Here is a 25,801-nt window from a genome sequence, read left to right as displayed (position 1 = left end):
ACGCGCAATACAGATTTATTTAGCCACAAGGGAGCGGAGGCAGGAACAGGCAAGGCATGTAGCGAGAACAGGGCGTGCTGTCAGAACTGAAACTGAAATGTAACGGGCCCGTCATTAACCAGTGAGACCTGCATATCAGCACCAAACTGGCCGGTTTTTACCGTCACGCCTTTTCCTTCAATTGCCGCAATGACATCCTGATAAATTTTCTCGCCATGTTCGGGCGATGCCCCCCGTGAAAAGCCCGGGCGATTTCCCTTTTTTGTATCAGCAACCAGAGTAAACTGAGATACAACCAGGACGCTGCCGCCGACCTGCTGAATATTCAGGTTCATTTTGCCGTCGTCATCTGAAAAAATACGGTATTGGCAAATTTTCTGCGCCATCTTCTCAACCTGTTCAGCGGTATCATCTTTTTCGACACCAAGCAGCAGTAGGATCCCTTTGTCTATCTCACTTATCTGGTTTTCATCAACCTCTACACTGGCTTTGGATACCCGTTGAATTAACCCAATCATTTACTGCGCTCCCTGATGAATCTGGACATATCCCGCGTGGCCCGGCATAACGCATAAGCAATGCCAGGTTCTGAGGTGCTGTGTCCGGCATCCGGCACGACCAGAAGGTCACTGCACTCCCAGGCCTTATGCAGGCTGTAGGCGGCATCAGATTTGCAAATCATGTCATACCGGCCATGCACAATTGTGGCAGGGATATGCGAAATTTTCTTTATGTTATCAAGAATATAGTTTTCAGGAATAAAACATTGATGGGAAAGGAAGTGACATTCTAATTTGGCAAGACTGGTCATCAGTGCAATAGGGTAATGCGAGGTGATATCGCCGGTTCCCGGTGGCAGCGACAGTCGTGATAACCGTTCCTCCCACACATACCAGCGCTTCAGCGCTGAAAGTCTTGTCACTTCGCTCTCGGCATTAAACTCATTGTGAAAATAGTTGCATATTGACTCAGTGGTAAGCGGTTCGGGAATTCGGCTTATGAACTGCTCATAAAATTCCGGAAACAGCTGTGCGGCTCCTCCAGTAGGAGACAAAAACCAGTCTCTGTCCTGTTGTCTGGCCAGAAAAACGCCTCGTAAGATGAGGCCGCTGACCGTCTCGGGATCATCAAGTGCAGCCAGAAGTGCCAGTGTTGCACCCCAGGACCCACCAAACACTACCCACTTCTCAATGTTGAGAAAGCTGCGTAGCCGGCGGATATCTGCAAGGCTATGGTGCGTGGTGTTATTTTGCAACGAGCCGAAAGGTTTGGAGCGACCGCAGCCACGCTGCTCAAATCCGATGATGCGATACCGGTTGGCATCAAAGAAACGCTTATAATTGGGCGACAGCCCCGCACCGGGGCCGCCATGCAGATAGAGAACGGGGATACCGTCAGGGTTGCCACTGACTTCATAATAGAGCGAATGCCCGTCGTCCGTGTCTAAATAACCGCTATCTGAACAGCCAATATCAGGATAAAGTCGTTTCATTTTATTTCAGTGCGTTGTGTGACTGAGTTTTTTGGTTTAGTTTACATAATGAATCATATTCTGAGAGTAATTGCGAGGAAGTTAATATGGCAGGTCAGGGATCCGGTGGTAATGTTATTGCAGCGGTATGTAACTTTTTTATCCCGGGGCTGGGTCACCTCGTCCAGGGACGCATACTCGGCGCGTTGTTTTTCTTCATAGTGGTAGGTGTTTGTTATGCGCTGGCAGCGACCGTCATTCTGACGATCCTTTTCGGACCGCTGGGCGTAATTTTCCACATCTGGTCCATCATTAGTGCCGCACGTTATCGCGGCAGGGAAACATTATGAGAGCAAAAGGTTTGAAGGTTGCACTTGTCACAGCAGCCTTCTTCACACTTTCGGGCTGTCAGTCAGCCTATTACGCAGCCTGGGAGAAGGTCGGCGTTGAAAAGCGCGATATTCTTGTAGACCGGGTAGAGAATGCTAAAGAGTCTCAGGAAGACGCACAGGAGCAGTTTAGCTCTGCACTTGAAGAGTTCAGCGCGCTGATTAATTTTGATGGTGGCGAACTTGAGGATGTTTATAACGAGCTGAATAGTCAGTTTGAAGACAGCCAGGCTGCGGCGGAGGAAGTGAACTCACGAATTGATAACGTGGAAAGCGTTGCCGAGGCGCTGTTCGATGAATGGGAAGATGAACTGGAGAAATACCAGAATGCTTCACTGAAACGCGACAGTGCTAACAAATTGCGTGATACACGTCGTCGTTATGAAACCATGATTAAAGCCATGCGCAAGGCAGAAAGCCGGATGGCGCCAATCCTTACGGCGTTTCAGGACAATGTCCTGTACCTGAAGCATAACCTCAACGCGAGTGCCATCGGTGCATTGCAGGGGGAGCTGAATGAGATTCAGGGCGACGTGCAACAGCTTATTCAGGAAATGAATGCGGCAATCGCAGAATCAGATGCATTTATCAGCACGCTGAAAAACTAGCGCTCGCCGACAGCCTAATCTGAAAACGCTGTGCAGATGCCACTATGTGGTGATTTGCACAGCGTTTTTTTATGCTCGTCGATAGTGCACCCACAGTCAGGCAACACAGCTTATGAGATATTGCCGTCGCTCTGAAGACAGGCCTGTGCCAACACATAGGGTTACAGCGGAGTTGGTAAAGGCAATATAAGTCGTTTTTTGCATTACTTCCCCTGCCTACGCACCTGCAACGCATTAGTCAACGAACTACCAAAGCAGTAAACACCGGAACTGTACGGCGTTAGTGCGACGCGTACTGGTTAGACGGCGCAACGTCGACAAGTGATACCGGTTATTATTCTTCTGCTATTTTTCTGGGCTCGTCCTCAGCTCTGTGGCTATCGAAAGTATCTGCGAGTGAACAGGTAAATTCGGCACCCAACAACACCACTACCCAGGAAAGGTATACCCATAAAAATAATATTGGGACGACGGCCAGCGCGCCATAGATAAGCTGATAAGACGGAAAACTGGTGACGTATAAGGTAAATGCCTGTTTGGTGCCTTCGAAAGCCAGTGTGGCAAGAAACGCGCCCAGTAGGGCGTGCAGCGCATTTACACGGCGATTAGGCACCACCATATACAAAATCAGAAAGGCGAGCATGGCGGTGAAACTGGGTACCATACTCAGCAGGAAGGTACCCAAGCCCGGAGTATATTCTTCAGCGAAAGCGGCGATCCCTACCAGATATGAGCTCACCACGACACTGGAGCCAATTAGCATTGGGGTTAGCGTAATGACCATCCAGTAAATTGCGAAGGTGTAAACAATAGGGCGGTCTGACTGCGTCCGCCATATCCGGTTCAGAGTCTTGTCAACGTTCGAAATCAGTAGCAGTGCCACCATGAGCAGGGAAAGGATCCCGATAGCACCCATTTGCGAGGCGTTGCCCACAAACTCAGACATATATTCGTGAACTACATCGCTGGCAGTTGGTACAAAGTTACTGAAAATAAAGTGCTCGAGTTTACTGCGCACCGACGCAAATGCCGGAAACGCCGACATAATGGTAAATGTCACCATTATAAAAGGGACCAGCGACAGCAGGGTAACATACGCCAGATGGCCTGAAGACATGGCTATATTGTCTTGCCGGCAACGCGCAATAAACACTTTTCCAAAGTTTAAAAGCTGTGGTTGCACATGCTTCCATCGTTCCTGCAGACGGTTTTCACTCACGTCTTACTCCTGAATACCCGAAATTATCTGTCATCTAAATGGTATACCCCATCCTCCCGGCGAGCAATGCGTTTCGCGGGGGAGTACGATTCTGCGGGTTGGCTCAATCGCGAGGAGGAAGAAAGTCCGGCAATGTGCATGAAGGAAGGATTTTTTTTATTTCGTGGTTTGGTGATAAAGTAAGCACTGATGCCACGATAAGTAAGCCTACACAAACGTAAAAAGCGGTGGGGTTTTGCAGCGGTAACAATCGCGAACATGATAAAAACAGCATGAATAGCAGCGGGTAGCAGACTTTTTATTGTCCTGGCCCTAATCAGTATCTGCAGTATCTGGTGGTTGTAGTTAATGATACAAAATAACCTGAGACTTCTCTCTCTTATCCGCGCGTTGCTCGTGTTGGGGGTCTCCTGTTTGTGGCTGGTTCCCGCTTCAGCTCATGAAAATACCGTCATTCGTTTTTACGGTGAGCCTGCAGCGCCTTTTTATTGGGAAGAAGATGGAGTAGAGCAGGGGGCAGTATTCGAACTTGCCCAGGCACTGATCAAACACCTGAACTTACACGCCACCGTTGAATTACTCCCTTGGGCTCGCGCGTATTATGAAGCCGAGCAACATCCTAACGTGGTGCTGTTGTCAGTATTAAAAACACCGGCCAGGGAAAATGAGTTGCAGTGGTTGGGCGTGGTGCATGTGGCAAAAGCGTCCTTTATTCGTCTTCGGGAGAGGGGGGATATCCACGTATCACAATTTGATGATGCGAAAAAATATCGTGTTGGTACCGTGAGAGGATACGGTTCTGCCGGATATTTACAGCGTCATGGGTTTGAAGAAAACCAGAATCTTATCCTGGCAAAAAGTCCCTCGGAATTGTGGGCTCTGCTGTATAAACAACGCATTGATCTGGTGTTATCTAATCTGGTTTCCGGTAAATACGAGGTAGACAGTGCTGAACTTGATGCAAGCCGCATCGTGAGTGAGGCCGAAGTGACACCACTGAATCTTGAGTTGCAAATGGCAACCGGCCTGCAGACATCTGCAGAGCTGACAGAAAAGCTCAGAGCCGGACTGGCCTCGTTGAAAGCGTCAGGAGAATACCTGCAAATTATGAAAAAATGGGATTTGCTGTAACGCTGGCGTGGTTCAACTACTGCCGGTAAAGTTTTTCTGACTGCCTGACTGCCTGACTGCCTGACTACCTGACTACCTGACTGCCTGATCGTCCGTAAAGTGATTGAACCACCGGCTGGTTATGCTGACATGGCCTTGCTACATCCTATCGAACAGAAAGCGCTCTCATAGCCGCGACTGTCTGTCTGGCACAATGGGTGTGCCAGACTTGTTTTTCAGGTTCTCAGCCCCAGCATGTGGCAAATAGCATAGCTGAGCTCACTGCGATTCAGAGTGTAGAAATGAAAGTGCTTTACCCCTTCTTTTGCCAGTACTTTAACCTGTTCCATGGCGATGTTTGCACCCATCAGGTTACGGGTAGTCTGATCATCGTCATCCAGCCCTTCATACATTTTGTGCAGCCAGCCGGGGACATGCACATTGGTGAAGCCGGCAAACTTCACCAATGTCTGGTAATTGGTAACAGGTAAAATGCCAGGCACGATATCCAGGTCAATGCCTGCTGCAGCGGCGCGATCGCGGAAGCGTAGAAATAAACTGGTATCAAAGAAAAACTGGGTAATTGCCTCGCTGGCACCGGCTTCTGCTTTGCGCTTCAGATTTAGCAGGTCAAATTGCGCGTTAGGTGCTTCAGGATGCTTTTCCGGATAGGCTGCCACAGAAATGTCAAAGTCAGCCACGTCTTTTAGCAGCGCAACAAGGTCAGACGCATACATTTCTGTTTTGTCTACGCCCTGAGGTAAATCGCCGCGCAGCGCAACAATACGACGGATCCCGGAATCCCAGTAATCTTTCGCGATTTGCTTAAGCTCTTCTTTCGATGCATCCACGCAAGTCAGGTGAGGCGCTGCCGATACTCCGGTTTGCTGGTGGATACGCTTTACCACATCATGGGTGCGGTCGCGTTCGCCACTGTTCGCACCATAGGTGACAGACATGTAGCTGGGTTTCAGTGGTGCCAGACGTTCAACGGATTTCCACAGCGTTTTCTCCATTTGTTCGGATTTGGGCGGAAAAAACTCAAATGACACATCGATATCGCGTAGCTCAGAGAGCGACTGATTCAATGCATCGATACCTTGTGCGTAAGAAACCATGATGAATACCTTGTGGACGTTTAGACGTCTAAACTATTTTATATATGTCTAGACGTCAAGCGGTTTACACTGCTCAATTGACCTTTTCGCCACATTGTTTAGAATTTCTCTTCATAACATAAATAAGAGTAGCCCGGGATCCCTAATGGCAAAATGGAACGGAAAGTATATACACCCCTACGCAGAGCATGGAAAAAAGAGTGAGCAGGTAAAGAAAGTTACCGTTTCCATTCCCATCAATGTGCTTAAAGAACTGACTGACGAGCGTACCCGCAGACAAATTAATAACCTGCGCCACGCCACTAACTCTGAATTATTGTGCGAGGCGTTCTTGCACGCATTTACCGGACAGCCTCTGCCCAGCGACGAGGACTTGCGCAAAGACAATCCAAATCGTATTCCGGAAGAAGCCCGCAAAATCATGGAAGAGATGGGGATTGACCCGCAGGTCGACGAAGATGCGCTGAAATAAAATTGTTGATTTATTGACCTGCTAACGTATACTCCCCCCGCTTTGTGAGGGGGAGTAGTACATGAAAAAGAGCATTTTTTTTGGTTTAATTTTGACAGCGTTGTCATTTGGTGTAAAAGCCGCTCCGATCTCCGTTTCGGGGCTTGATGATTTTGTAATGGCGTCGGGTTCGTCTATTGGTTTGGGAGCTGAAGCTCATCTGTATAGTAGTGTTGGCAGTGATTTTTACATTTCGATGGGGTCTGGCGTCGTAGTAGAAGGGGCAGCTTGCGCGCCAGCACTGGGTATCGGAGCAGGGGCGGTTATCAAACAACCTGGCACAACCTGCCCTGCCGGGAATTACTTTAAAGCGCAAATTGCGCAAATTAGCCAGCAGGCATCGGGATGGGCGGACGCGTCTGCTGCATTTGACGTAACAAATACTACGGCGCTGGCGGCCGGAAACTACACGCTCTCATCACTGCATTTAGATGCAGGTGAGTCTCTGACCATCTCTGGCAATGCCAGCGATGTTGCTATTATCAACATCACAGGTCTGGCAAAGCTAGGATCGGGTGCTGCTATCTATTTGAAAGGCGGTATCTCCGCGCAAACTGTGTTTTTCAACTTTATTGATAATGCTGTTGCACGCAGCTTTGAGTTTGGCGGTGCTGAGCTTAGTGGTACATTTTTGTCCTCATCCCGAGACTACATCATGGGTGATGGAGCTACGCTGCAGGATTCGCGCTTTTTCACCAATGGCGCGATTGTAGCCAATGTCCAGGACGTAATATACCGGGGCGTAACTGAGGTCAGTGCACCTGCTACTGGTCTGTTGGCCCTGACGGGTGTGGTTGGACTGCTTATGCGTCGGCGGATAAAGCCGCAGGTATCCTACAGCCTGTAACTACAGTGCGGCTTTCGCATTGATTTACAACCGCGCAGATTCCGGGTGGGATGAGCGATGGCCAATATGAAAAAGCCAATCGCTCATCGTCGCGGTATTTAGTCGTAAGAGGCAGGTAGTGACTCTAATCTTGCCACGCCTGAGTCTAACGCGGCCTGCGCGACAGCTCTGGCGATACGCGAGCACAGACGCGGATCCATCGGCTTGGGAATAATGTATTCTTTGCCAAAGGTGAGTGAATCACTTTTACTGGCCTTTAATACTTCATCCGGTACCGGCTCTTTCGAAATGGCTCTGATAGCCTCTACCGCAGCTACTTTCATTTCATCATTAATGGCTGTTGCCCTGACATCCAGCGCGCCGCGGAAGATAAACGGGAAACACAGCACGTTATTTACCTGATTCGGATAATCCGAACGGCCCGTAGCCATGATTAAATCGGAGCGCACTTCGTGGGCGAGCTCTGGCTTGATTTCCGGATCCGGGTTAGAGCAGGCAAAAACAATCGGATTTTCTGCCATCAGACGAAGCGTTTCCGGCGGCAATACATCCGGGCCCGATACGCCGACAAAGATATCAGCTCCGTCCATCACATCATCAAGCGTGCGCTTGTCGGTATTATTCGCGAACAGCGCTTTGTGCTCAGTTAAGTCGTCACGGCGAGTGTGAATTACGCCCTTTCTGTCAAGCATATAGATGCGTTCACGCTGCGCACCACACTTGATCAGCAGCTCCATACAGGCGACGGCAGCAGCACCTGCACCCATACACACGATTTTCGCATCTTCAATATTCTTACCCTGGATTTCCAGCGCATTAAGCATACCCGCAGCGGTAACAATAGCCGTGCCGTGCTGATCATCATGGAATACCGGAATTTTGCAGCGCTTGATAAGCTCCTGCTCTATCTCGAAGCACTCAGGGGCTTTGATATCTTCTAAGTTAATACCACCAAAGGTGTCGGCGATATTGGCTACCGTATTGATGAACTCTTCGGTGGTGCGGTGTTTTACCTCGATATCGATGGCGTCCAGGCCGGCGAATCGTTTAAACAGTAGCGCTTTCCCTTCCATTACCGGCTTAGATGCCAGCGGCCCCAGATTGCCAAGACCCAGAATGGCGGTACCATTACTGATAACCGCAACCATGTTGCCTTTCGCCGTATACTGATAAGCCGCATCAGGATCTTCCGCTATCTCACGAACCGGTTCAGCCACGCCTGGGCTATAGGCAAGTGCAAGATCATCGACGCCCTCGGCGGGTTTGGACAGTTCAACCCGAATTTTCCCAGGGGTTGGTTTTGCATGATAATCAAGGGCGCGTTGTCTAAAATCTGACATTATTTCAAGTGTCCTTCACTGTAGGGGTTGAGGGTGTCTGCCGCCAGCCTGTGACATCACTGTCTTATAAAAAAGAGGCATGCTGTTAATGCGTCTTCTTTGTGCTGTCGGACATTACTTGTCGGTATTATTGTCAATAGTGCCTATGGCGTGCTGAGACTATCTATCACCACGCCGTTCATACAGCATAACGTAGCGTTCGCTGTTTTTTCGCCCAACTTTACCACAGCATTATTCACAGAACATATCTGATCAGGCTGTTTAATTTATAATTTATCGGGAACAAACGCGGGCCTCTAGCGAAGTCTGTCAATATTCGTTATTTATTTTGTTTATGGAATGATCGGTTTGCATATATATTTTGAATCTATATGCATAAATGTGAATAATAATTAGAGAAGGGCAGCGATAAGCTGTCGCGTTTTCCATTGACGACGCTGGCTTGTAACACGGGGAAGTTTTGGCTGATAAAGAAAATCGGAATGCATAGTTATTTCAGGCACAAAAAAAGCGCCTGAGAGGCGCTTTTTTTCGTTTGGAAACCAGACTTACTTTTTGCCCAGTGCACCAAAACGCTTCTTGAAGCGATCTACACGACCACCGGTGTCAACGTTACGTTGCTTACCAGTGTAGAACGGGTGACATGATGAACATACGTCCAGGTTGATGTCTTTACCCATTGTAGAGCGAACTTTAATCGTATTACCGCAAGAGCAAGTTGCAGTAATTTCAGCGTAATCAGGGTGAATACCTTGTTTCATGGGGTACCTCATTATAAGGCCGTATCGCTATCCAGCCCGAAGCTGAACACCATACGCAACTTAAAAGTTATGCAAAGCACCATGGCCTTGCCGTAAAGAGCGGCGCATATTAATGGAACTTGCCCCCGGGATCAAGCAGTTTGTGTGATAATTAAACGCTTATAAAGCCAGGCAGTACCGCATTTTTAGCGTGTTTCCACCATGTGACAATACACATGCAGCGCTGCCCGACAGGACGTATGACTCGCGGATATTTTTCTGACGCTTAAGACTGCGATGCACAGGCGCAGACAGTCAGCGCGTTGGTATCCGTGTTATGTCCTGTATACTATAACGTTTTCGGTTTCCCGGATTGTAGTGGAGTGCATGCGCATCATGGCGCTAATCGATGTGGCGGTGCCTGTACCGCTCAGACAAACCTTTACCTATCAACACGACACGGCGCTCAACGCCGGTGTCAGAGTGCGCGTTCCTTTCGGGCCCCGCACTGTGGTGGGTATTGTGATGGGAGAAGCGGATGCACAGCAAGACGCGTCGAAGATAAAAGCTGTCAGCGAGGTGCTGGATGACGAGCCGGTACTGTCCGGTACGTTGCTGACACTGTGTAGGTGGTTGTCACAGTATTATCATCATGCACCAGGCGAAGTGTTACATACGGTGCTGCCGGTATTATTGCGCAAAGGAGAAGCTGCAACACCCGATGGTGTTCTTTTTCTGCATTGCACAGAAACCGGTGAGACAACGCAGTCAGATTCGCTAAGCCGCGCGCCCAAACAACAAGCCTGCTTTTCAGCGATAAAAGAGGCGCCGCAGACCAAAGAGACAATGCGGCGTGACTATTCTGCCGCCGTGATTAATGCGCTTGTAGAGAAAGCGCTGATTTGTGAAAAGCGTCATCAATGGACGCCATCACCCCGGCAATTCGTCGCTGACATTACGATGGGCACGGCGCCACGGCCTGATCGTGAACAAGCGGTAGCCATCGCGGCCATTACCACACAAAAAGACGCGTTTACTCCCCATTTGCTGGAAGGCGTTACCGGCAGCGGAAAAACCGAAGTGTATCTGCAGGCGATTGAGCCTGTGCTTAAGGCGGGCAGACAGGTACTTATTCTGGTTCCTGAAATTGGATTAACACCGCAAACTGTAAAGCGCTTTTCTGACCGCTTCGGTATTGAGGTTGGTGTGCTCCATTCGCAGCTCACCGATACCGCCAGGCTGACAGTATGGCAGCGTGCCAGAGCCGGGGAACTCGGCATCATTATTGGCACTCGTTCTGCTATTTTTACACCACTGCACAGCCCGGGCATGTTGATTGTCGACGAAGAGCATGACGAGTCTTTTAAACAGCAGGACGGGCTTCGTTATCACGCACGGGATTTGGCGGTATTAAGAGCCAAAGAGGAAAACATTCCGCTGGTGATGGGCACAGCAACACCGTCACTGGAAACGCTGAATAATGCCATTGCCGGTCGCTATCATCATTTGCAACTGACACAGAGAGCCGGTGGAGCGCAGTCGACCCGCCAACACATTCTGGATATTCGGGATCAGCCTCTGCACAGCGGCATTGCAGAGGGGTTACTGACGGTAATGCGTCAACACCTGCAGCAGGGTAATCAGGTTCTGGTTTTTGTCAATCGGCGTGGGTTTGCCCCGGCATTGCTTTGTCACCACTGCGGCGAGACGGAAATGTGTGAGCGATGTGACCGACCTTTCACGGTGCATCGTTCGTTAAACCGTATGCAGTGTCATCACTGTGCTGCCACGCGACCTATACCGGCGCGTTGCGGTGCGTGCGGCAGTACTGAACTGGTCACCAGTGGTGTAGGCACCGAGCAGGTAGAGCAAGGGCTTGCTACCCATTTTCCGCATGCGGCCCAGGTACGTATAGACAGTGATTCCGTGCGTGGAAAAGACAAACTGCAGGGCACCCTCGACGCCATTAATGCCAGAGAATATCAGATTCTTATCGGCACGCAGATTTTATCGAAAGGCCACCATTTCCCGCATGTCACACTGGTGGTGGTGCTGGATTGTGACGGTGCGCTTTTCAGCGCCGATTTTCGGGCCGCTGAAAAGCTGGCGCAACTGGTCACGCAGCTTGCAGGACGTGCAGGCCGCGCCAGCAAGCCGGGAGAAATGTGGCTGCAAACGCACAATCCTGACCATCCTTTGCTACAGGATCTGGTGCAAAACGGTTATGGACACTTTGCCCGACATGCGCTGGAGGAGCGTAAGCTGGCGGCACTGCCTCCTTATACCAGTCAGGTCGTGGTGCGGGCAGAAGCCGTAGATGGACGTCTTGCTTACGATTTTCTTTCGGGTTGCCGGCATGTGCTGGCTGAATACGGTCATATTCAGTTAATAGGCCCGATGCCCGGGCTGATGGAAAAGCGACAGGGGCGGTACCGGTTTATCCTGCTTTGTCAGAGTGAAAAGCGTAAACCGCTGCATGATGCGGTGCGTGTTGCACTTCCCTACATGTCCAGTCAGCCTCAGGCCAGTCGCGTTCGCTGGTCGGTGGATGTCGACCCTACCGATTTTAGTTAATAGTATCCTGCAATGATGTGTGATTGATGTCAGAGCCGGCAAATCAAATCTGCATCACGCACCGTCAATGCGCAAGTCAATCACAGGTGAGGTAACCGGAGGCTACCTGCTCGTGGTCTTTGTATCGATTCACTCATGCGGTTTAATCATTTTGTTGACAAAGTGGGCAGCAATTCACTGTAATTGCGGTTACACTGACCGCCAGTGTGATGCGTGTCTTCAATGACACGATCAACGCGACAAACGCGTCAATGAATTACAGTAGTGGAATAGTACGCCGTCTATGGCTCAACGTGATTATGTTTCTCGTGGTCGTGCGCCGCAGAAGAAAAAACAAGCAAATAATAAGAAGAAGTCAGGGTCGCCTCAAATAACACCTTACGCCAGAATCAAGCTGGCAATCGTGGTTATTTTGCTGGTGGGTTTTGCCGTGTTTCTCTGGTCAATCAAAGATGCCGCAGAAACGGAGGTCGATGCGCCGGTAACTAAATCGGTAGCACCATCCGAAGACGAGTTACCGGAACTGCCAGAAGAAGAGTGGGAATACATTAAAACACTGCCTGGCTATGAAGTCGAAGTCGATGTCGCTGAGCAGGAAGCTTCTGATAAACGCTATCTGATGCAGTGCGCCTCGTTCCGCACCCGTTCGCAGGCTGAAGAAATGAAAGCCAAAATTGCCTTCCAGGGACTGGAAGCGCAGATCCGCCCAAGTAGCGGCGCGAATGGCGAGTGGTTCAGAGTGATTCTGGGACCGTTCGAGTCTAAACGTGACGCCGAGCGAGCAAAGCATACGCTTCGCAAAGCGAATATTTCTACCTGCCAAATCTGGTACTGGAATCTGTAACCCGATTCGCCCTGTTTGTGAACAAACCACGCCGACGTTTCGGCGTGGTTGTTAACGTCAGCCACAATTTATCAGCCTGATTCGCCGGCCATATCCCCCAAGTCTGTCTCATTCGCACAGGTATTGCGTTATCCCGCAAACTAAATAGTGTCGTTTTCTTTGCACCTCGTACGTTTTTGTACCGTACACTGATGTCGGTGAGTGAGAGGCTTTCTGCTGAAGTTCCGCGCGCAGAGAAGCAATAAATGTCTGCGGCAAAGCCTTGAAAATCTGTACGCTTCCCCCACTTAGTTTTCATTGAAGTAATCTGTTGGCAGTGATCCGGCAGCCGAGTGGGCTGCAGTGAAGGATCGGTGCCGCAGCATGTCACCTTCGGGTTGATACCCATCCAAAACGGGAGTTTACGTGACTACAATCGTATCTGTAAGACGGGATAACCAGGTAGTAATTGCTGGCGACGGCCAGGTTTCACTGGGCAACACCGTAATGAAAGGTAACGCTAAAAAAGTGCGCCGCCTTTATCATAATAAAGTACTGGCGGGATTTGCCGGCGGTACTGCAGACGCGTTCACTTTATTTGAACGCTTCGAATCGAAACTGGAAATGCATCAGGGCCATCTTACCCGGGCAGCCGTAGAGTTAGCGAAAGACTGGCGGACAGATCGGGCTCTGCGTAAGTTAGAGGCATTGCTTGCCGTGGCAGACGAGACCGCATCATTTATCATTACGGGAAATGGTGACGTCGTGCAGCCTGAAAATGACCTTATCGCTATTGGCTCAGGCGGTCCATATGCACAGGCAGCCGCCACCGCCTTACTGGCAAACACTGACTTATCGGCAAAAGACATTGCTGAGAAAAGTCTGAGCATAGCCGGTGATATCTGCGTATACACAAACCACAGTCAAACTGTGGAAACACTGGATTATTAACCGGGAGCGTCATGCTTTCGGAAGTGCCGAAGGCACTGCAAAAAACAAGGGTTACCCATGTCTGAAATGACTCCACGAGAAATCGTACACGAGCTGGACCGTCACATTATCGGTCAGCAGCAAGCAAAACGCGCGGTATCAATTGCCTTGCGTAACCGCTGGCGTCGCATGCAGCTTGACGAAGAGCTGCGCCAGGAAGTGACGCCAAAAAACATTCTGATGATTGGCCCGACTGGGGTAGGGAAAACGGAAATCGCCCGCCGTCTGGCAAAGCTGGCTAATGCGCCATTTATCAAAGTAGAAGCCACGAAGTTCACGGAAGTGGGCTATGTGGGTAAAGAAGTGGAAACGATCATCCGCGATCTGGCTGATATCGCCGTAAAAATGACCAAAGAGCAGGAGATGCAGAAGGTCAAGTATCGGGCAGAGGAAGCCGCCGAAGATCGTATTCTGGACGTGCTGTTACCCCCGCCGGAAGATGTGTGGGGGAAGAAGGAAGAAGTAGAAGATCGGGGCACCCGCCAGAATTTCCGCAAACGGTTACGCGAAGGTCAGCTTGACGATAAAGAAATTGAAATCGATGTCGCACTGCCGCAAATGGGCGTAGAGATCATGGCGCCTCCTGGTATGGAAGAAATGACTAACCAGCTGCAGGGCATGTTCCAGAATTTGTCTGGCTCGCAGAAAAAGAAAAAGAAAATGAAGATCAAGGAAGCGTTTAAGCTCCTTATCGAAGAAGAGGCCGCCCGCCTGGTAAACCAGGAAGATCTGAAAGAGAAGGCGATCCATGCGGTAGAGCAGCACGGCATCGTGTTTGTGGACGAAATTGACAAAATTTGTAAGCGCGAAGGAAACCAAAGTGGTGATGTTTCACGCGAAGGTGTGCAGCGTGATCTTCTGCCGCTGGTGGAAGGGTCAACCGTGTCCACTAAGCATGGCATGGTCAAAACCGACCATATCCTGTTCATTGCCTCAGGGGCTTTCCAGATGAGTAAGCCTTCTGACCTAATTCCTGAGCTGCAGGGACGGTTGCCTATTCGTGTAGAACTGGCGGCGCTGGAAGTGGAAGATTTTGTTCGTATCCTGACCGAGCCGAATGCGTCACTGACGGAGCAGTACATTGCGCTGATGAAGACAGAAGGAGTAGATGTCGCCTTTACTGAGTCTGGCATTAAGCGAATTGCTGAAGCCGCCTGGCAGGTAAATGAACGTACAGAAAATATCGGTGCGCGTCGCCTTCATACGGTTTTAGAGCGGTTGATGGAAGACATATCCTTTGATGCGTCTGAGAAAACCGGAGACTCTGTCTCTATTGATGCTGACTACGTAAACGCGCATCTTGAGTCGCTGGTAGATAACGAAGATCTGTCACGCTTTATTCTGTAGTTATCGCACTTTAATAAATCTGTCAGGGCTAAAAGACCCTGGTCGAAGAGCCACTTATCGTGGCTCTTTTTTTCTGCCCTAAACCACCTGATTCAGCAGGTGGTTATCATTTTTAAATATCGCTAAAGCGACTGAGAAGTCCTCAGGGCGACATTTCCGGTGTCTGGCTCGTTGGTAAGAATTACTGCCAATTGCTGCGTTCTGTCTCACGGTAAATATTGTCTACGCCTTTTACGAACACACTGGGCTCCAGCACATGCGGCGCCAGGCGACCATCTTACGCCCTGGCAGTGTGATAACCCGCCGTCAACAGCTTGAGCAATCTGCCTGTCAGGTCGATGCCGGTTTGATTTTCGATAGCGAGAAAACAGGGGCAGGGATTCGCTTCCAGAAAGACATACTCGCCATTTGTACGGCGTCGCCAGTCTATCGCACACCACGTCATACCAAACTGCTGGCAAATCGATACGGCAAGCCGTGCTATCGCCGCAGGCGTCGGCGTACAGATGACCTGCGCGAGCGGATCGTCCCGGTAATCCGCGTTGTCAGAGTCAATTTGCACACTCACGACATCATCAACAAATACGTAGCTGCGCACATTCGTACCAGGTATGAATTCCTGCAGCGTGCCGGGGGAATCTTCAAGCAAACGAACTACAGCGTCAGGCGCACGCTCTTCATCCGTTAACAGCCTGGCCGTAGCGCCGCCGCGCACGGGTTTGAAAATAACAGATGGGTAGTTGCGCGCAAAAGCGCGGGCAATACGGTTTTCATTTCCTATGTAGGAGTGAGGTATGGTTGCGCCGGCCCGCTGTGCCAGATTCAGCTGAGCAGGCTTACACTGATGTGCACGGATCGCATGAATGTTGTTAATCCATTGAATGCTGTCATACAGGAAAAAGCTTTGCAGCGTACTTGCCTTATCACGCGCGACCAGACTGGCAGCCGCATGGTCAGAGTGGCAGCTTACCGGGCTTCGGTACTGGTGCCAGTACGTGGCTTCGATGGTGGAGAATGTCAGGGTTGTGCCATGAATATGCAGCATACCGTCGTGATAACACGGATCGTAGCTTAAACACCAGGTAGTACCAAAAAGCGCGGTATCCACTATCCACGGCTGTAATCCTGTATCTTTGACCGCGCCAGCCATATGGCGGATCTGTGGGTCTGATTCCTGACCCAGTAATACAATATTGTTTTTCATAGAATTCGGGTGGTGTCGTACACGACAACCACCCCTCACTTATCAGGCCAGAATGTCCGGCAGATCACCACCGTCCTCGCCCAGCGCCAGTGTGTAGTAAACCGGTGGGGTAATCGGCTTTACCGGCTCACCAGGAATGGGGAAAGGGATTTTGCCACCGCTGACTTCAATGGCTTCTGATTGTGCAAGTTCTGTGAGAGTTAGTTTGGTATTCATATGAACACTCCTTGTTTCGGTTTAGGTAATACTGCATCCTTTGCAGTAGAAAAATCATAAAGTATGCGACAGTGACTGTCGCCTGTACCGGAGGCGGTTTATCACCGCCTGCCCGAACTGTGACGATTTAGGCGGTGTGGCGAATTGGTTGATACAGCAGTCGGAAATAGCTGGCCATCAACGCTGCACGGTTGCGTATTTCCAGCTTCCGATAAATATTCGCACAATGAAACTTCACCGTTCGTTCGCTGATGAACAGCTGGTTTGCAATCGTCTTATTTGGCAGGCCTTCCATGATCTTGTGGGCAACCTGCAGTTCACGTTTTGACAGTTGCGTGAGTCGTTCATCCAACACTTCTGTAGTAAGCATAATGCTCTCCTTGTTATTTGCGTATCGGCACTAGGCCGGTTGAGGTTGTACCTGCGTCAAACCCTCTGACGACAGTGAGTACACGGTATCAGCCATCGCGATGGTTTGCGGGCGATGCGCTACAATGACGCGCGTAATTCGCAGCGCCTTCAGATTTTCATTGATTCTGGATTCGTTGGTAACGTCTAAATTGCTGCTGGCTTCGTCGAGAAACAGGATGGCAGGTTGCCGGTACAAGGCTCTGGCCAGCAATACGCGCTGCAACTGGCCGCCACTCAGTGCACTGCCCATGTCACCGACCAGTGTCTGGTACTGCATTGGCATGGCCATAATATCGTCGTGAATGCAGGCCATTTGTGCCGCAAACACCAGCTTTTCAGGATCCGGGTTATCTTCAAAACAGCTGATATTCTCGGTCAGCGTGCCGCTTAAACAGCAGTCATCCTGCATCACCGACGCGACATGCTCACGTAACCAGCGAGACTCATTAACCCGAATGCCGTCTACGGATACCTCCCCCTCATCTGGTGCATACAATCCCATCATGCACTTTAACAATGTGGTTTTGCCGCAGCCGCTGGCACCGACGATGGCAATCATGGAACCCGGCGCGATATCCAGCGACACATTGCTGAAAACCGGCGAGTCACCTGCGCTGTAGCGATAGCTCAGTCCGGAGATGGTGAGACGCCCCTGTGGTGCCGACAACGATTGTGATCGCGTGGCAACACCGGTGTGAGGATCCTCAGCCGGAGAAAATACAATGTCAGACAGGCGCTCGAAATGTACGCGCAACATGTTGTATTCAATAGCATGGTTGATGAGGCTGTCGATGGCACCGGTGAAGCGGTTTTTGTAGGCAATAAACGCATACAGCATCCCCACGGAAAGCACGTTATCCATAACCAACGTGGCTGCTACGTAAATAATGATAATGTTTTCCAGCCCGAACAGGATCTGGTTGACAGTCTGGGCACCGATATCCCATTTACCGAGGCGTATGTCGGTATTGAGCGTAGACACTAGCCGGTTCTGCCACTGGCCCTGTCGCCGGTTTTCCTGATTAAAAATGCGCACCGGCTGAATCGCGCGCACAGATTCGATGAAATGAGACTGCTCCTTCGCAGCGATATCAATTCTTTCTGCGGTGAGCTTTCGCATTATCGGAGTCAGCAAGATGCGAACAAGGGCATAAAGCATCATGATGGCGCATACGATCCAGGTCAGTGTGGGCGAGTAAATTGCCATTACTATTAGTGTCACCACCGCCATGACGCCGTCCAGCAGGGCGGTTACCAGCCCGGTGGTAAGAAACTCGCGGATCTGCGAGAGAGAGCCGAATCGTGAAACAATATCGCCGACATGACGGCGAGAGAAGAAATCCAGCGGTAGCCGCAATAAATGCTGAAATACGTTTGCCGACATCTGAAGCTGTAACCGTGATGACATCGACAATATGACCAGTCGCCGGATAACGCTGGTCAGCGTTTCTACGCAAAGCAACAGCCCAAATCCAAGCGCCAGTACTAACAGCAAATCCCGCTGTTGTCGCAGAAGGACATCGTCGATAACCGTTTGCATGTAATAGGGCGCCGCAATAGCAAATAGCTGAAGCAGGGCGGATAATGCGAACAGTACCAGAAGACTGCGCTTTAGCCCGGTGATTTTCTGCCAGAAATGGCGCATGGTGAGCGACGGCGCTGGCGGTGCTTGTGTAAATGAGGAATTCGGCGTGAGCTCAAGCGCGACACCACTAAAATGATTGCTTACGTCCGCCCAGCCCAAGCGCCGCTCACCTTTCGCAGGGTCGTGGATCACTACGCCCTTGCGAGTGACTTTTGTCAGTACCACAAAGTGTTGTAAATCCCAGTGTAAGATAGCAGGCAAAGCCAGTTGGTGAAGATCTTCAGGCTCGGCTTTCAGCGCCCGTGTTGACAGCGACAGGTGCGAAGCAATATCCATCAGGCCTTTTAATGTTGCCCCGCGCATCGACATTCCATGGTGTTGTCTTAGCTCGGTCATATCGTACCCGGCACCGTGATACTGGGATACCATGCACAGACAGGCGAGCCCGCATTCTGCCGCTTCGCTTTGGAATACGACCGGTACGCGTCGGTGGTTGCCGAGTTTTAGTCGGCGAACGGGTAACTGCCGGGTAAGCGCTGTCATATTAAATTCTCCCCGCCAGGGTATACAGTGGCTCAAACAGCCACTCAACAAGCGTCCTGTGGCTCAGCGTGACGTCTGCCGTTAATGTCATGCCGGGCTTTAACCTGACCGCCTGACCGTAGGCCTCCAGCCTATCTGACTGCAGCGATGCTTTAACCAGATACGCTGGCTCATTCACATTGACCGGGGCGCCGGTGAGCTCGCCAGGGAGGATAACCGACGCTGAGATCCGTTTTATCTGCCCCTGATGCATGCCAAACTTCTGGTAGGGAAAGGCATCGTACCGCACCGACAAGGGCTGACCTTCCGTCACGAATCCTGCCGCGCTTACCGGCACCAGCAGCGTGGCTTCAATGTCGGTATTTGCGGGGATCATACTGATAACCGGCACACCGGAATCTACGAACTGACCGATGCCTACGGTGATAGCGGTGACGATGCCATCCCGCGGCGCTTTTATGACTTCTATCTGCGATGACTGCAAACGTGCAATCTGCTGTTTTATCTGACTTTGCTCATCTTCCAATGTGCTGACGGTGTCCTGATACTGTTGCGGCAACTGGTGAAGCGTGAATTCCTGTTCATTGAGTGATTGAGCAGCCCGGTGCCAGTCCCTGGTCAGTTGCTTCATTTCCTGCGTGATTTGTAATTTGCGTGCTTCCAGTTCTTCCACCTCATAGCGCGCGGTGTGCCCCAGGCTTGCTAACGCATCCAGCTGTTGTCGCTGCCGGGACGTCAGGGCCAGCCGTGATGCTGTCAGCGCTTTAAGCTCATCGATTCGCGCCAGGTCGTCTTTCAGTGCCTGAACGACCGATTGCTGTTGTCGCACCTCATCGTCATGATTAGTCTGCGCGCGTGTCAGCTTTTCCCCGAGCCGACCCAGCTGCGCCTGTAGCTCTGCCAGTAAGGTGTCTTCCATAGAGCCGCCCGACAGTAAACTTCGCGCGTTATCGACACTGAGTAGCGGCGTACCTTTGGGCACGTTTTCGCCCTGGGCTACCAGCACCCGAATCACCTTTCCGCCATGGGATTGCGAATGCAGCCGGATGAGACCTTCCGATGGCGCTATCCAGCCTGTCACTGTCTCGCGTCGGCTGAATTCCTGTGTAAACAGGTAAACAGTAACCGCAACTAACCAGGCTATGATGAGCAGGGTGACCAGCTGTGATGACAGCGAAGGTGTGACCAGCACACTGCCTTCCAGTCGTTTACGCTGATGCTCGACAGCCTGTTTTCTGAAAAGTGACGTTCGCATTGTAATTATTATTCCTGTGTTTGCAGTAGAGCCTCAATGTGGTACCCGGCGTGTCACTTCCATGGTGACCGGAAAATCCCTGGCATCGTAATCCCTGACGCCTCCCTTTTTTACCTGCCGGGTACCCACTGAGAATTGTCAGTCATCCTTGCTGACGACATTCAGATTAGGTGTTGCCATCGCGTCATGCATTGCACGTAGCGCCAACCTTTAGGGCAGTAAAGGTGCCCCCTGTTTTTGACCCATTTGTGGTAGCAGATGTCCCATTTGTGAAAGTGTTTTGAGGAGCGTTGCGCAAGAAATAGGAATGGAAATACGGCAGTAAAAGATGTTGCGAGAAAATCAAATAGTTGTATAAAGTCTGTGCTATAAAATGTTTAACAATAACAATTCCGCACATACTGTGACCGGATTCGGCGGTAAAAAGGACTCGATATGTTTGTACCCAGCATACTTCTCAAACAACTTTATACGCATGGCAGTCTGAAGAAAACGGAAGATGGCCTGACGTTTATGCTTAAAAACCGGCTCAAGGATGCCACGCTTAAAGAGCTGAAATGGATATCTCTGGACGGCGAAAGGATCCCTGATGAAAAAATTACGTTGCAGGTCGGCCCCGACACCCTACTGAGCGTGGAGGAGTTGAATAATGCCCAGGGCACAGACTTTGCCCTTAAGCAGATCATCACGGTGTATCTGAAAATCGATGAGCAGATCAGTCCGGAAAAGCGCAAAATCGGTATCTCCTTTTCGGCCTCGCCTTTCGGCAAGCTCAAGTTCGAAGTGGAAGACAATGTGTCTGAGGAGTCGTCGTCAAACGGCCACATCCCGCGCGACTCCCATGATGATTATGGTCCAGCTGTCATCGCCGAGCGTCAGAAGTATTTCGAGGCCCGTGCCGACGGGAAAATTAATCACGTAGGCAAATACTCTATTGAGCCGAATGAGTTAAAGGGCAACATCGAGCACTTTATTGGGGTCGCCCAGGTGCCAATGGGGATTGCAGGCCCGCTGAAAATTGACGGTGAATACGCCAAAGGCGAATTTGTGGTGCCGCTGGCCACTACTGAGGGCACGCTGGTGGCTTCCTATAACCGTGGCATGAAACTGTTGAATATGAGCGGCGGTGTCAAAGCGACGGTGGTCGATGATGCGATGCAGCGCGCTCCGGTGTTTGTATTTTCCGATGCGCGTGGCGCACGGGATTTTGTGGCCTGGGTTCAGAAAAATATCGACACTATCCGCGAAGAGGCCGAGGCGACATCGTCGGTGGCAAAACTGACGTATATCGATCACTTCCTGTCGAATAAATTTGCGTTCCTGCGCTTTAATTACCGCACCGGCGATGCTGCCGGTCAGAACATGGTAGGGCGCGCCACGTTTGCCGCCTGTGGCTGGATTTTGGATCATTACGACGGTATCGAGAACTTCTATCTTGAGTCTAACTTTGCAACGGACAAGAAAGCCTCACAAATTAATATTATGCGGACCCGTGGTAAACGGGTAACAGCGGAAGCCACGATCAAACGCGAGCATCTGCTAAGCGTGATGCGCGTGGACCCTAAGCAAATTGATTATCACGGCAGAGTGGCTGGCGTTGGCTCGTTTCTTTCCGGTGTAAACAATACCGGGCTGCATTCACCCAATGGCATCACGGCGATGTTCATCGCAACCGGACAGGACGTGGCAAATGTATCTGAGTCGTCTGCGGCAATCATGTACTCTGAATTAACGGATGAGGGCGATTTGTATCTGTCGATCACGATACCGTCGCTTATCGTTGCGACCTATGGTGGTGGTACGGGGATTGGGACGCAACGGGAATGTCTGGAACTGATGGACTGTTACGGGCGGGACCGGGTGTACAAGTTTGCTGAAATCGTGGGTGCGGTGGCATTGGCGGGTGAAATTTCACTGGCCTCCGCGATATCGTCATCAGACTGGGTGTCTTCGCACGAGCAGTACGGTCGTAACCGGTAATTTGTCAGCCCTGCGGGCAACGCGTGTGAAGGGCCTGTGTGAATGAAAAGCCAATAAAAAGGCCGCGAGTGTTTTCACTCGCGGCCTTTCTTTTATTCAGACAGTGCGCTCGCAACTCACATCGCCTGGCGCAGTGTACAAACTCAGGCAGATATCCTGCGATACCTGCCTGATACCGGGCTTAGTGTTCCCAGTGGTACTTATGCGCTTTGGCTTCCACTTCTGTTGCCGTTTCCTGTGGCATAAAAGTGGCGTTGTCCTCTTCAAAGAAAAACGGCTGACGTTTTTTCTTGCTGCCCACTTCGTTCATTGTGGCAGCTTCGTAAACGCGGCCGTTAATCACGGTGTATTCAACGTATTCACTGCGACGAATGTCGTCAAGTACGTTGCCGTCCATGACAACAAGGTCTGCCAGTTTGCCTTTCTCGATACTGCCGATGTCATCGCCCATACCCAGGTGCGTTGCGCCATCAATGGTCGCGCCGCGCAGTGCTTCCCAAGGTGTGAAGCCGCCCTGGTTCATGATCCACATTTCCCAGTGAGCAGCCAGGCCTTCGCGCTGACCGTGAGCACCAATGTGTACACTTACCCCATTCTCACGCAGCTCTTTCGCGTAGCTGGCAACGTTCTGATGGTTGTACTGGTTGTCAGGCGCAGTAGGGCGACGAATCGCTCTGCTGTCCAGTATGAATGACGGCGTATAGCGAAGCAGACGCGGGTTCTTCCATACTTCGGTGCGGTCGTACATGTATTCTTCGCCCATCATACCGCCGTACGAGACCACAAAGGTGGGGGTATAACCAAACTCAGTGGCTTTCCAGAGCTGTGTCAGGTCGTCATAACCACGCGGAATTGGAATGCTGTGCTCCAGACCAGTGTGACCGTCTACCAGCATAGAGATATTCTGCTGGTATTTACCGCCACCTTCTGGCACAACCATCATTTCCTGATTTTTGGCGGCCCAGAGTACCTGCTGACGCTGATCGCGACGAGGCTGATTGTAGCTTTTTACCGAAATCGCACCGCTGTCTTTTAAACGCTCAACGTGGAAATAGGCATCGTCATAATCGTTGATGATGGCCTTGTAACCCAGCGCTTCAGCACCGTAGAGGATAGTCCCGGTAGAATAAATACGAGGTGCCACAATATCACCGGTTCGCTGCAGCTCAGACGCGGCGAAGATCTCAGTGGTATCGTTAGACGGATCGTGGATAGTCGTCACCCCAAATGCCAGATTCGAATACTGCATCCAGTTTTGATCCGGAATGATTTCATTGCGCCCCTGTGCACCGTGAGCATGGGCATCGACCAGCCCTGGTACAATGGTTTTGCCGCTGGCATCAATTTGCATCGCATTGTCAGGAATACGGACATCACCAACCTTGCCCACAGCTTCAATGCGGTTGTCTTTAATCAGTACAACGCCGTTTTCGATGATTTCCTGCGTGTTGTCAGCATCACGCATGGTCACGACGGTTCCGCCAACCAGCGCTTTGTAGCCTGAAGGTTTGTCAGCATCCGTCTCAAACGACAAATCTATGCCTTTTTCTTCTGGCTCTGGCAGGGTTTCCGGGCTTCCCTCAACAAAAGCAAAGGCTTCCTTGAGCCCTCTTTCGTAATAGTGAGGGCCATGGAACCAGCCAACACGGGTGTTATCCGCCGACCAGCTTAAGTATTCACCGGCGCGCGCAGACAGCTGCGTAACCGGTAACGATGTCATAGCAGGTCCGATAGTGACTTTCTGGCCATTCTCTACAAACGGCGCCACATAGGTTTTAAACTGATGCACGAAAGCGACCCATTTCTTGTCATGCGACAAGCGGTATTCGCTCACATCGTCGCCGCCATAAAGGTGCGTGCGCTTATCGTTTCCTTCCAGATTCACAGAGCTTAACTGGGTTTCAGGATACGGCGTGCCGCCGACGGATTCGGTGAAGTAAACCCGCGAATTGTCACCGGCAAAGTGCGCATTAAACCCACTTTCCAGAATACGTTTGCTTTCACCTGACTTAAGGTCGGCTACGTAAATACCCGGTTCCACGGAATACTTAGGATCAAGCAGAAAACCGCCGGTAAATTTACGGTATACCACTTTTTCGCCATCGGTTGAGAAAGCAGGCTCGATGTAGTGACCTGGCTTGCTGGTGATCACTTTACCTTTACCGCCTTTTGCAGAGACAACGCGCACGGCGCCCTGTTTATCATCACTCCAGGTGGTGTAAACGATGGACTTACCGTCGTTAGAATAGCGCGGATAGTACTCACCGTGCTCATCCTGACTGGTCAGGCGCTTGACCTTACCTGATTTTAAGTCGCGCACGTACAGTTTTCCCAAGGCCTGAAACAGCACCGATTTACCATCAGGCGAGGCCTGAGACCAGCGGATCATGCGTACATCAAACTTATCCGGCGCAACGTCTACATCAAAGCGCAGCGCATCGGCGTATTTCAGTGTCGCTTCTACCGATACATCAATATCGGCGATAGACTTACTGTCGACGTCAATTTTGTGGAATTTACCGCCAGTCCAGTAAACCAGTGTAGAGGAATCCGGCATCCAGTCAAAGTAAGCGAAGTAACCCTCTGAACCGAAACCTTCCTGCATGTCACGTTCTAAGGTCAGCGTCAGCGGCTTTTCAAGGCCGGTTTCTACGTCTTTGATAAACAAGCCAGTGCGGTCTTTCACCCGGCGAACAAAGGCCACATATTTCCCATCCGGAGACGGAGTGGGTACCACTGCGCCACCTGTGCCACTGATATAGCGTTCTTCTTCACCGGTTTCACGGTCGTAGCGTGTGATAGCGAAAATACCTTCCATAGGGTCGCGGTTGTACTCGAACTGACTGCCACCCACGGTATTTTGCGTGTAATAAATGTATTTGCCGTCGGGGGAGAACACCGGGTCGGCGATGTTTTGCTGATCGCTTTTGCCATGCACCCGCGCTTTGATCTGCAGACCATCACCGCCAGTGTGGTGATACATCCAGATTTCACCGGCAGGAATACTGCGGCTGGACATGATGCCTTTGGTCACCACCAGGTATTCGCCGTCCGGACTCCACTTAGGAGAATGAATGAGGTTATTTTTTTCTTTCGTTATCTGGGTCAGGTTCTCGCCGTTGCTGTCCATTACCCATACATTGGATACGCCGCCACGGTCAGAGATAAACGCAATCTTGCTGCCATCGGGTGAAATTGAAGGGTGGATGTTCCAGGCAAAATCCTGCGTCAATGGGCTGGCATCTCCACCGTTTACTGAGACTTTGTAAAGATCGCCCAGCATGTCGAAAACCATGTAGTTGCCATCAGGCGAAATGTCGAGGCTTGACCAGGTTGTTTCATTGGTTTTGATGGTGACTTCATTGAGTGCGAAAGGCGGGTTAAGCACGTCCCACTCTTCTACATTGTATTCGGACGCTGTCGTGTCGTCCTGCGCCAGTGCTGATGATGCTGAGCCAAACGTCAGGCCCATCATCGCCGCTGCCAGCAGCGTTTTAGGTGTTTTAATCATTCTCTGGAT

General features: G+C 50.8%; 22 protein-coding genes. 10 read left to right on the top strand and 12 right to left on the bottom strand.

The annotated features are described in order from the left end of the window. Positions 1-80: 80 nt before the first annotated feature. Positions 81-518: a D-aminoacyl-tRNA deacylase gene (gene dtd / locus JKP77_RS09860; RefSeq protein ID WP_218311017.1), complete on the bottom strand. Its 438-nt coding sequence runs from the start codon at positions 516-518 to the stop codon at positions 81-83. After that, positions 515-1,492: a prolyl aminopeptidase gene (gene pip / locus JKP77_RS09855; RefSeq protein WP_218311016.1), complete on the bottom strand. Its 978-nt coding sequence runs from the start codon at positions 1,490-1,492 to the stop codon at positions 515-517. Before pip ends, dtd begins: the two co-directional genes overlap by 4 nt. Before the next feature lie 86 nt (positions 1,493-1,578). On the opposite strand from pip, the gene JKP77_RS09850 reads away from it, so the two are divergent. Further along, positions 1,579-1,821 (top strand): hypothetical protein, encoded by a 243-nt coding sequence (locus JKP77_RS09850; protein WP_218311015.1) that lies wholly within the window; start codon positions 1,579-1,581, stop codon positions 1,819-1,821. Next, positions 1,818-2,468: a DUF2959 domain-containing protein gene (locus JKP77_RS09845; protein WP_218311014.1), complete on the top strand. Its 651-nt coding sequence runs from the start codon at positions 1,818-1,820 to the stop codon at positions 2,466-2,468. The genes JKP77_RS09850 and JKP77_RS09845 overlap by 4 nt, the downstream gene beginning before the upstream one ends. A gap of 334 nt (positions 2,469-2,802) precedes the next feature. On the opposite strand, the gene JKP77_RS09840 is transcribed toward JKP77_RS09845, so the two are convergent. Continuing rightward, positions 2,803-3,672, bottom strand: a complete 870-nt coding sequence (locus JKP77_RS09840) for a virulence factor BrkB family protein (protein WP_220100131.1) — start codon at positions 3,670-3,672, stop codon at positions 2,803-2,805. A gap of 363 nt (positions 3,673-4,035) precedes the next feature. Here JKP77_RS09840 and JKP77_RS09835 point away from each other — a divergent pair, with 363 nt between their 5' ends. Further along, positions 4,036-4,818 carry a substrate-binding periplasmic protein gene (locus JKP77_RS09835; protein ID WP_218311012.1) on the top strand — a complete coding sequence of 261 codons (783 nt, stop codon included), beginning with the start codon at positions 4,036-4,038 and terminating at the stop codon, positions 4,816-4,818. A gap of 215 nt (positions 4,819-5,033) precedes the next feature. Here the strand turns inward: JKP77_RS09835 and metF are convergent, their stop codons facing one another. Further along, positions 5,034-5,915: a methylenetetrahydrofolate reductase gene (metF, locus tag JKP77_RS09830; RefSeq protein ID WP_218311011.1), complete on the bottom strand. Its 882-nt coding sequence runs from the start codon at positions 5,913-5,915 to the stop codon at positions 5,034-5,036. 145 nt (positions 5,916-6,060) lie between these two features. Between metF and metJ the strand changes: the two genes are divergently transcribed. Next, positions 6,061-6,387, top strand: a complete 327-nt coding sequence (gene metJ, locus JKP77_RS09825) for a met regulon transcriptional regulator MetJ (RefSeq protein WP_218311010.1) — start codon at positions 6,061-6,063, stop codon at positions 6,385-6,387. Positions 6,388-6,448: 61 nt separating this feature from the next. After that, positions 6,449-7,273 carry a hypothetical protein gene (locus JKP77_RS09820; RefSeq protein ID WP_218311009.1) on the top strand — a complete coding sequence of 275 codons (825 nt, stop codon included), beginning with the start codon at positions 6,449-6,451 and terminating at the stop codon, positions 7,271-7,273. Positions 7,274-7,371: 98 nt separating this feature from the next. On the opposite strand, the gene JKP77_RS09815 is transcribed toward JKP77_RS09820, so the two are convergent. Then, complete coding sequence (locus JKP77_RS09815; protein ID WP_218311008.1) at positions 7,372-8,613, bottom strand: malic enzyme-like NAD(P)-binding protein; 1,242 nt, start codon at positions 8,611-8,613, stop codon at positions 7,372-7,374. A 548-nt stretch (positions 8,614-9,161) separates the two neighbouring features. Next, positions 9,162-9,374 carry a 50S ribosomal protein L31 gene (gene rpmE / locus JKP77_RS09810; protein ID WP_218311007.1) on the bottom strand — a complete coding sequence of 71 codons (213 nt, stop codon included), beginning with the start codon at positions 9,372-9,374 and terminating at the stop codon, positions 9,162-9,164. 375 nt (positions 9,375-9,749) lie between these two features. Here rpmE and priA point away from each other — a divergent pair, with 375 nt between their 5' ends. The 4 genes from priA to hslU all read left to right on the top strand — a co-directional run bounded on the left by priA (position 9,750) and on the right by hslU (position 15,087). After that, on the top strand, positions 9,750-11,927 hold the full coding sequence (priA, locus tag JKP77_RS09805; protein WP_218311006.1) for a primosomal protein N': 2,178 nt from the start codon (positions 9,750-9,752) through the stop codon (positions 11,925-11,927). Between the two features lie 283 nt (positions 11,928-12,210). Beyond that, complete coding sequence (locus JKP77_RS09800) at positions 12,211-12,771, top strand: SPOR domain-containing protein (RefSeq protein ID WP_218311005.1); 561 nt, start codon at positions 12,211-12,213, stop codon at positions 12,769-12,771. Between the two features lie 405 nt (positions 12,772-13,176). Then, positions 13,177-13,701 carry an ATP-dependent protease subunit HslV gene (hslV, locus tag JKP77_RS09795; protein WP_218311004.1) on the top strand — a complete coding sequence of 175 codons (525 nt, stop codon included), beginning with the start codon at positions 13,177-13,179 and terminating at the stop codon, positions 13,699-13,701. 57 nt (positions 13,702-13,758) lie between these two features. Continuing rightward, positions 13,759-15,087 (top strand): HslU--HslV peptidase ATPase subunit, encoded by a 1,329-nt coding sequence (gene hslU / locus JKP77_RS09790; RefSeq protein ID WP_218311003.1) that lies wholly within the window; start codon positions 13,759-13,761, stop codon positions 15,085-15,087. 277 nt (positions 15,088-15,364) lie between these two features. Here hslU and JKP77_RS09785 read toward each other — a convergent pair whose 3' ends face one another. The 5 genes from JKP77_RS09785 to JKP77_RS09765 form a co-directional block, all read right to left on the bottom strand. Further along, on the bottom strand, positions 15,365-16,291 hold the full coding sequence (locus tag JKP77_RS09785; protein ID WP_218311002.1) for an ATP-grasp domain-containing protein: 927 nt from the start codon (positions 16,289-16,291) through the stop codon (positions 15,365-15,367). A 42-nt stretch (positions 16,292-16,333) separates the two neighbouring features. Next, positions 16,334-16,507, bottom strand: a complete 174-nt coding sequence (locus tag JKP77_RS09780) for a hypothetical protein (RefSeq protein ID WP_218311001.1) — start codon at positions 16,505-16,507, stop codon at positions 16,334-16,336. 127 nt (positions 16,508-16,634) lie between these two features. Then, a complete protein-coding gene (locus JKP77_RS09775) occupies positions 16,635-16,877 on the bottom strand; it encodes a helix-turn-helix domain-containing protein (protein WP_218311000.1) in 243 nt (80 codons plus the stop codon). A 30-nt stretch (positions 16,878-16,907) separates the two neighbouring features. Then, positions 16,908-19,046: a peptidase domain-containing ABC transporter gene (locus tag JKP77_RS09770; RefSeq protein WP_218310999.1), complete on the bottom strand. Its 2,139-nt coding sequence runs from the start codon at positions 19,044-19,046 to the stop codon at positions 16,908-16,910. 1 nt (position 19,047) lies between these two features. Further along, the gene (locus JKP77_RS09765) at positions 19,048-20,301 is read right to left on the bottom strand and encodes an HlyD family secretion protein (RefSeq protein ID WP_218310998.1); all 1,254 of its coding nucleotides are present in this window, start codon (positions 20,299-20,301) and stop codon (positions 19,048-19,050) included. A 435-nt stretch (positions 20,302-20,736) separates the two neighbouring features. Between JKP77_RS09765 and JKP77_RS09760 the strand changes: the two genes are divergently transcribed. Continuing rightward, positions 20,737-22,281 (top strand): hydroxymethylglutaryl-CoA reductase, encoded by a 1,545-nt coding sequence (locus tag JKP77_RS09760; protein ID WP_218310997.1) that lies wholly within the window; start codon positions 20,737-20,739, stop codon positions 22,279-22,281. Positions 22,282-22,462: 181 nt separating this feature from the next. On the opposite strand, the gene JKP77_RS09755 is transcribed toward JKP77_RS09760, so the two are convergent. Then, complete coding sequence (locus JKP77_RS09755) at positions 22,463-25,792, bottom strand: amidohydrolase family protein (protein WP_218310996.1); 3,330 nt, start codon at positions 25,790-25,792, stop codon at positions 22,463-22,465. Between the last annotated feature and the right edge of the window lie 9 nt (positions 25,793-25,801).

Origin of the sequence: Alteromonas antoniana, from assembly GCF_019249295.1 — a bacterium.
GTDB lineage: Bacteria > Pseudomonadota > Gammaproteobacteria > Enterobacterales > Alteromonadaceae > Alteromonas > Alteromonas antoniana.
This window is presented reverse-complemented; position numbering and strand designations above follow the sequence as displayed.

Bases quoted from the DNA above. Each gene is read 5' to 3' on its own strand.
- JKP77_RS09775 (WP_218311000.1), bottom strand. From the start codon at position 16,877: ATGCTTACTACAGAAGTGTTGGATGAACGACTCACGCAACTGTCAAAA.
- JKP77_RS09820 (WP_218311009.1), top strand. From the start codon at position 6,449: ATGAAAAAGAGCATTTTTTTTGGTTTAATTTTGACAGCGTTGTCATTT.
- rpmE (WP_218311007.1), bottom strand. From the start codon at position 9,374: ATGAAACAAGGTATTCACCCTGATTACGCTGAAATTACTGCAACTTGC.
- JKP77_RS09815 (WP_218311008.1), bottom strand. From the start codon at position 8,613: ATGTCAGATTTTAGACAACGCGCCCTTGATTATCATGCAAAACCAACC.
- pip (WP_218311016.1), bottom strand. From the start codon at position 1,492: ATGAAACGACTTTATCCTGATATTGGCTGTTCAGATAGCGGTTATTTA.
- JKP77_RS09850 (WP_218311015.1), top strand. From the start codon at position 1,579: ATGGCAGGTCAGGGATCCGGTGGTAATGTTATTGCAGCGGTATGTAAC.
- JKP77_RS09800 (WP_218311005.1), top strand. From the start codon at position 12,211: ATGGCTCAACGTGATTATGTTTCTCGTGGTCGTGCGCCGCAGAAGAAA.
- metJ (WP_218311010.1), top strand. From the start codon at position 6,061: ATGGCAAAATGGAACGGAAAGTATATACACCCCTACGCAGAGCATGGA.
- metF (WP_218311011.1), bottom strand. From the start codon at position 5,915: ATGGTTTCTTACGCACAAGGTATCGATGCATTGAATCAGTCGCTCTCT.
- JKP77_RS09760 (WP_218310997.1), top strand. From the start codon at position 20,737: ATGTTTGTACCCAGCATACTTCTCAAACAACTTTATACGCATGGCAGT.
- priA (WP_218311006.1), top strand. From the start codon at position 9,750: ATGGCGCTAATCGATGTGGCGGTGCCTGTACCGCTCAGACAAACCTTT.
- dtd (WP_218311017.1), bottom strand. From the start codon at position 518: ATGATTGGGTTAATTCAACGGGTATCCAAAGCCAGTGTAGAGGTTGAT.
- hslU (WP_218311003.1), top strand. From the start codon at position 13,759: ATGTCTGAAATGACTCCACGAGAAATCGTACACGAGCTGGACCGTCAC.
- JKP77_RS09780 (WP_218311001.1), bottom strand. From the start codon at position 16,507: ATGAATACCAAACTAACTCTCACAGAACTTGCACAATCAGAAGCCATT.
- JKP77_RS09835 (WP_218311012.1), top strand. From the start codon at position 4,036: ATGATACAAAATAACCTGAGACTTCTCTCTCTTATCCGCGCGTTGCTC.
- JKP77_RS09785 (WP_218311002.1), bottom strand. From the start codon at position 16,291: ATGAAAAACAATATTGTATTACTGGGTCAGGAATCAGACCCACAGATC.
- JKP77_RS09755 (WP_218310996.1), bottom strand. From the start codon at position 25,792: ATGATTAAAACACCTAAAACGCTGCTGGCAGCGGCGATGATGGGCCTG.
- JKP77_RS09770 (WP_218310999.1), bottom strand. From the start codon at position 19,046: ATGACAGCGCTTACCCGGCAGTTACCCGTTCGCCGACTAAAACTCGGC.
- JKP77_RS09845 (WP_218311014.1), top strand. From the start codon at position 1,818: ATGAGAGCAAAAGGTTTGAAGGTTGCACTTGTCACAGCAGCCTTCTTC.
- JKP77_RS09765 (WP_218310998.1), bottom strand. From the start codon at position 20,301: ATGCGAACGTCACTTTTCAGAAAACAGGCTGTCGAGCATCAGCGTAAA.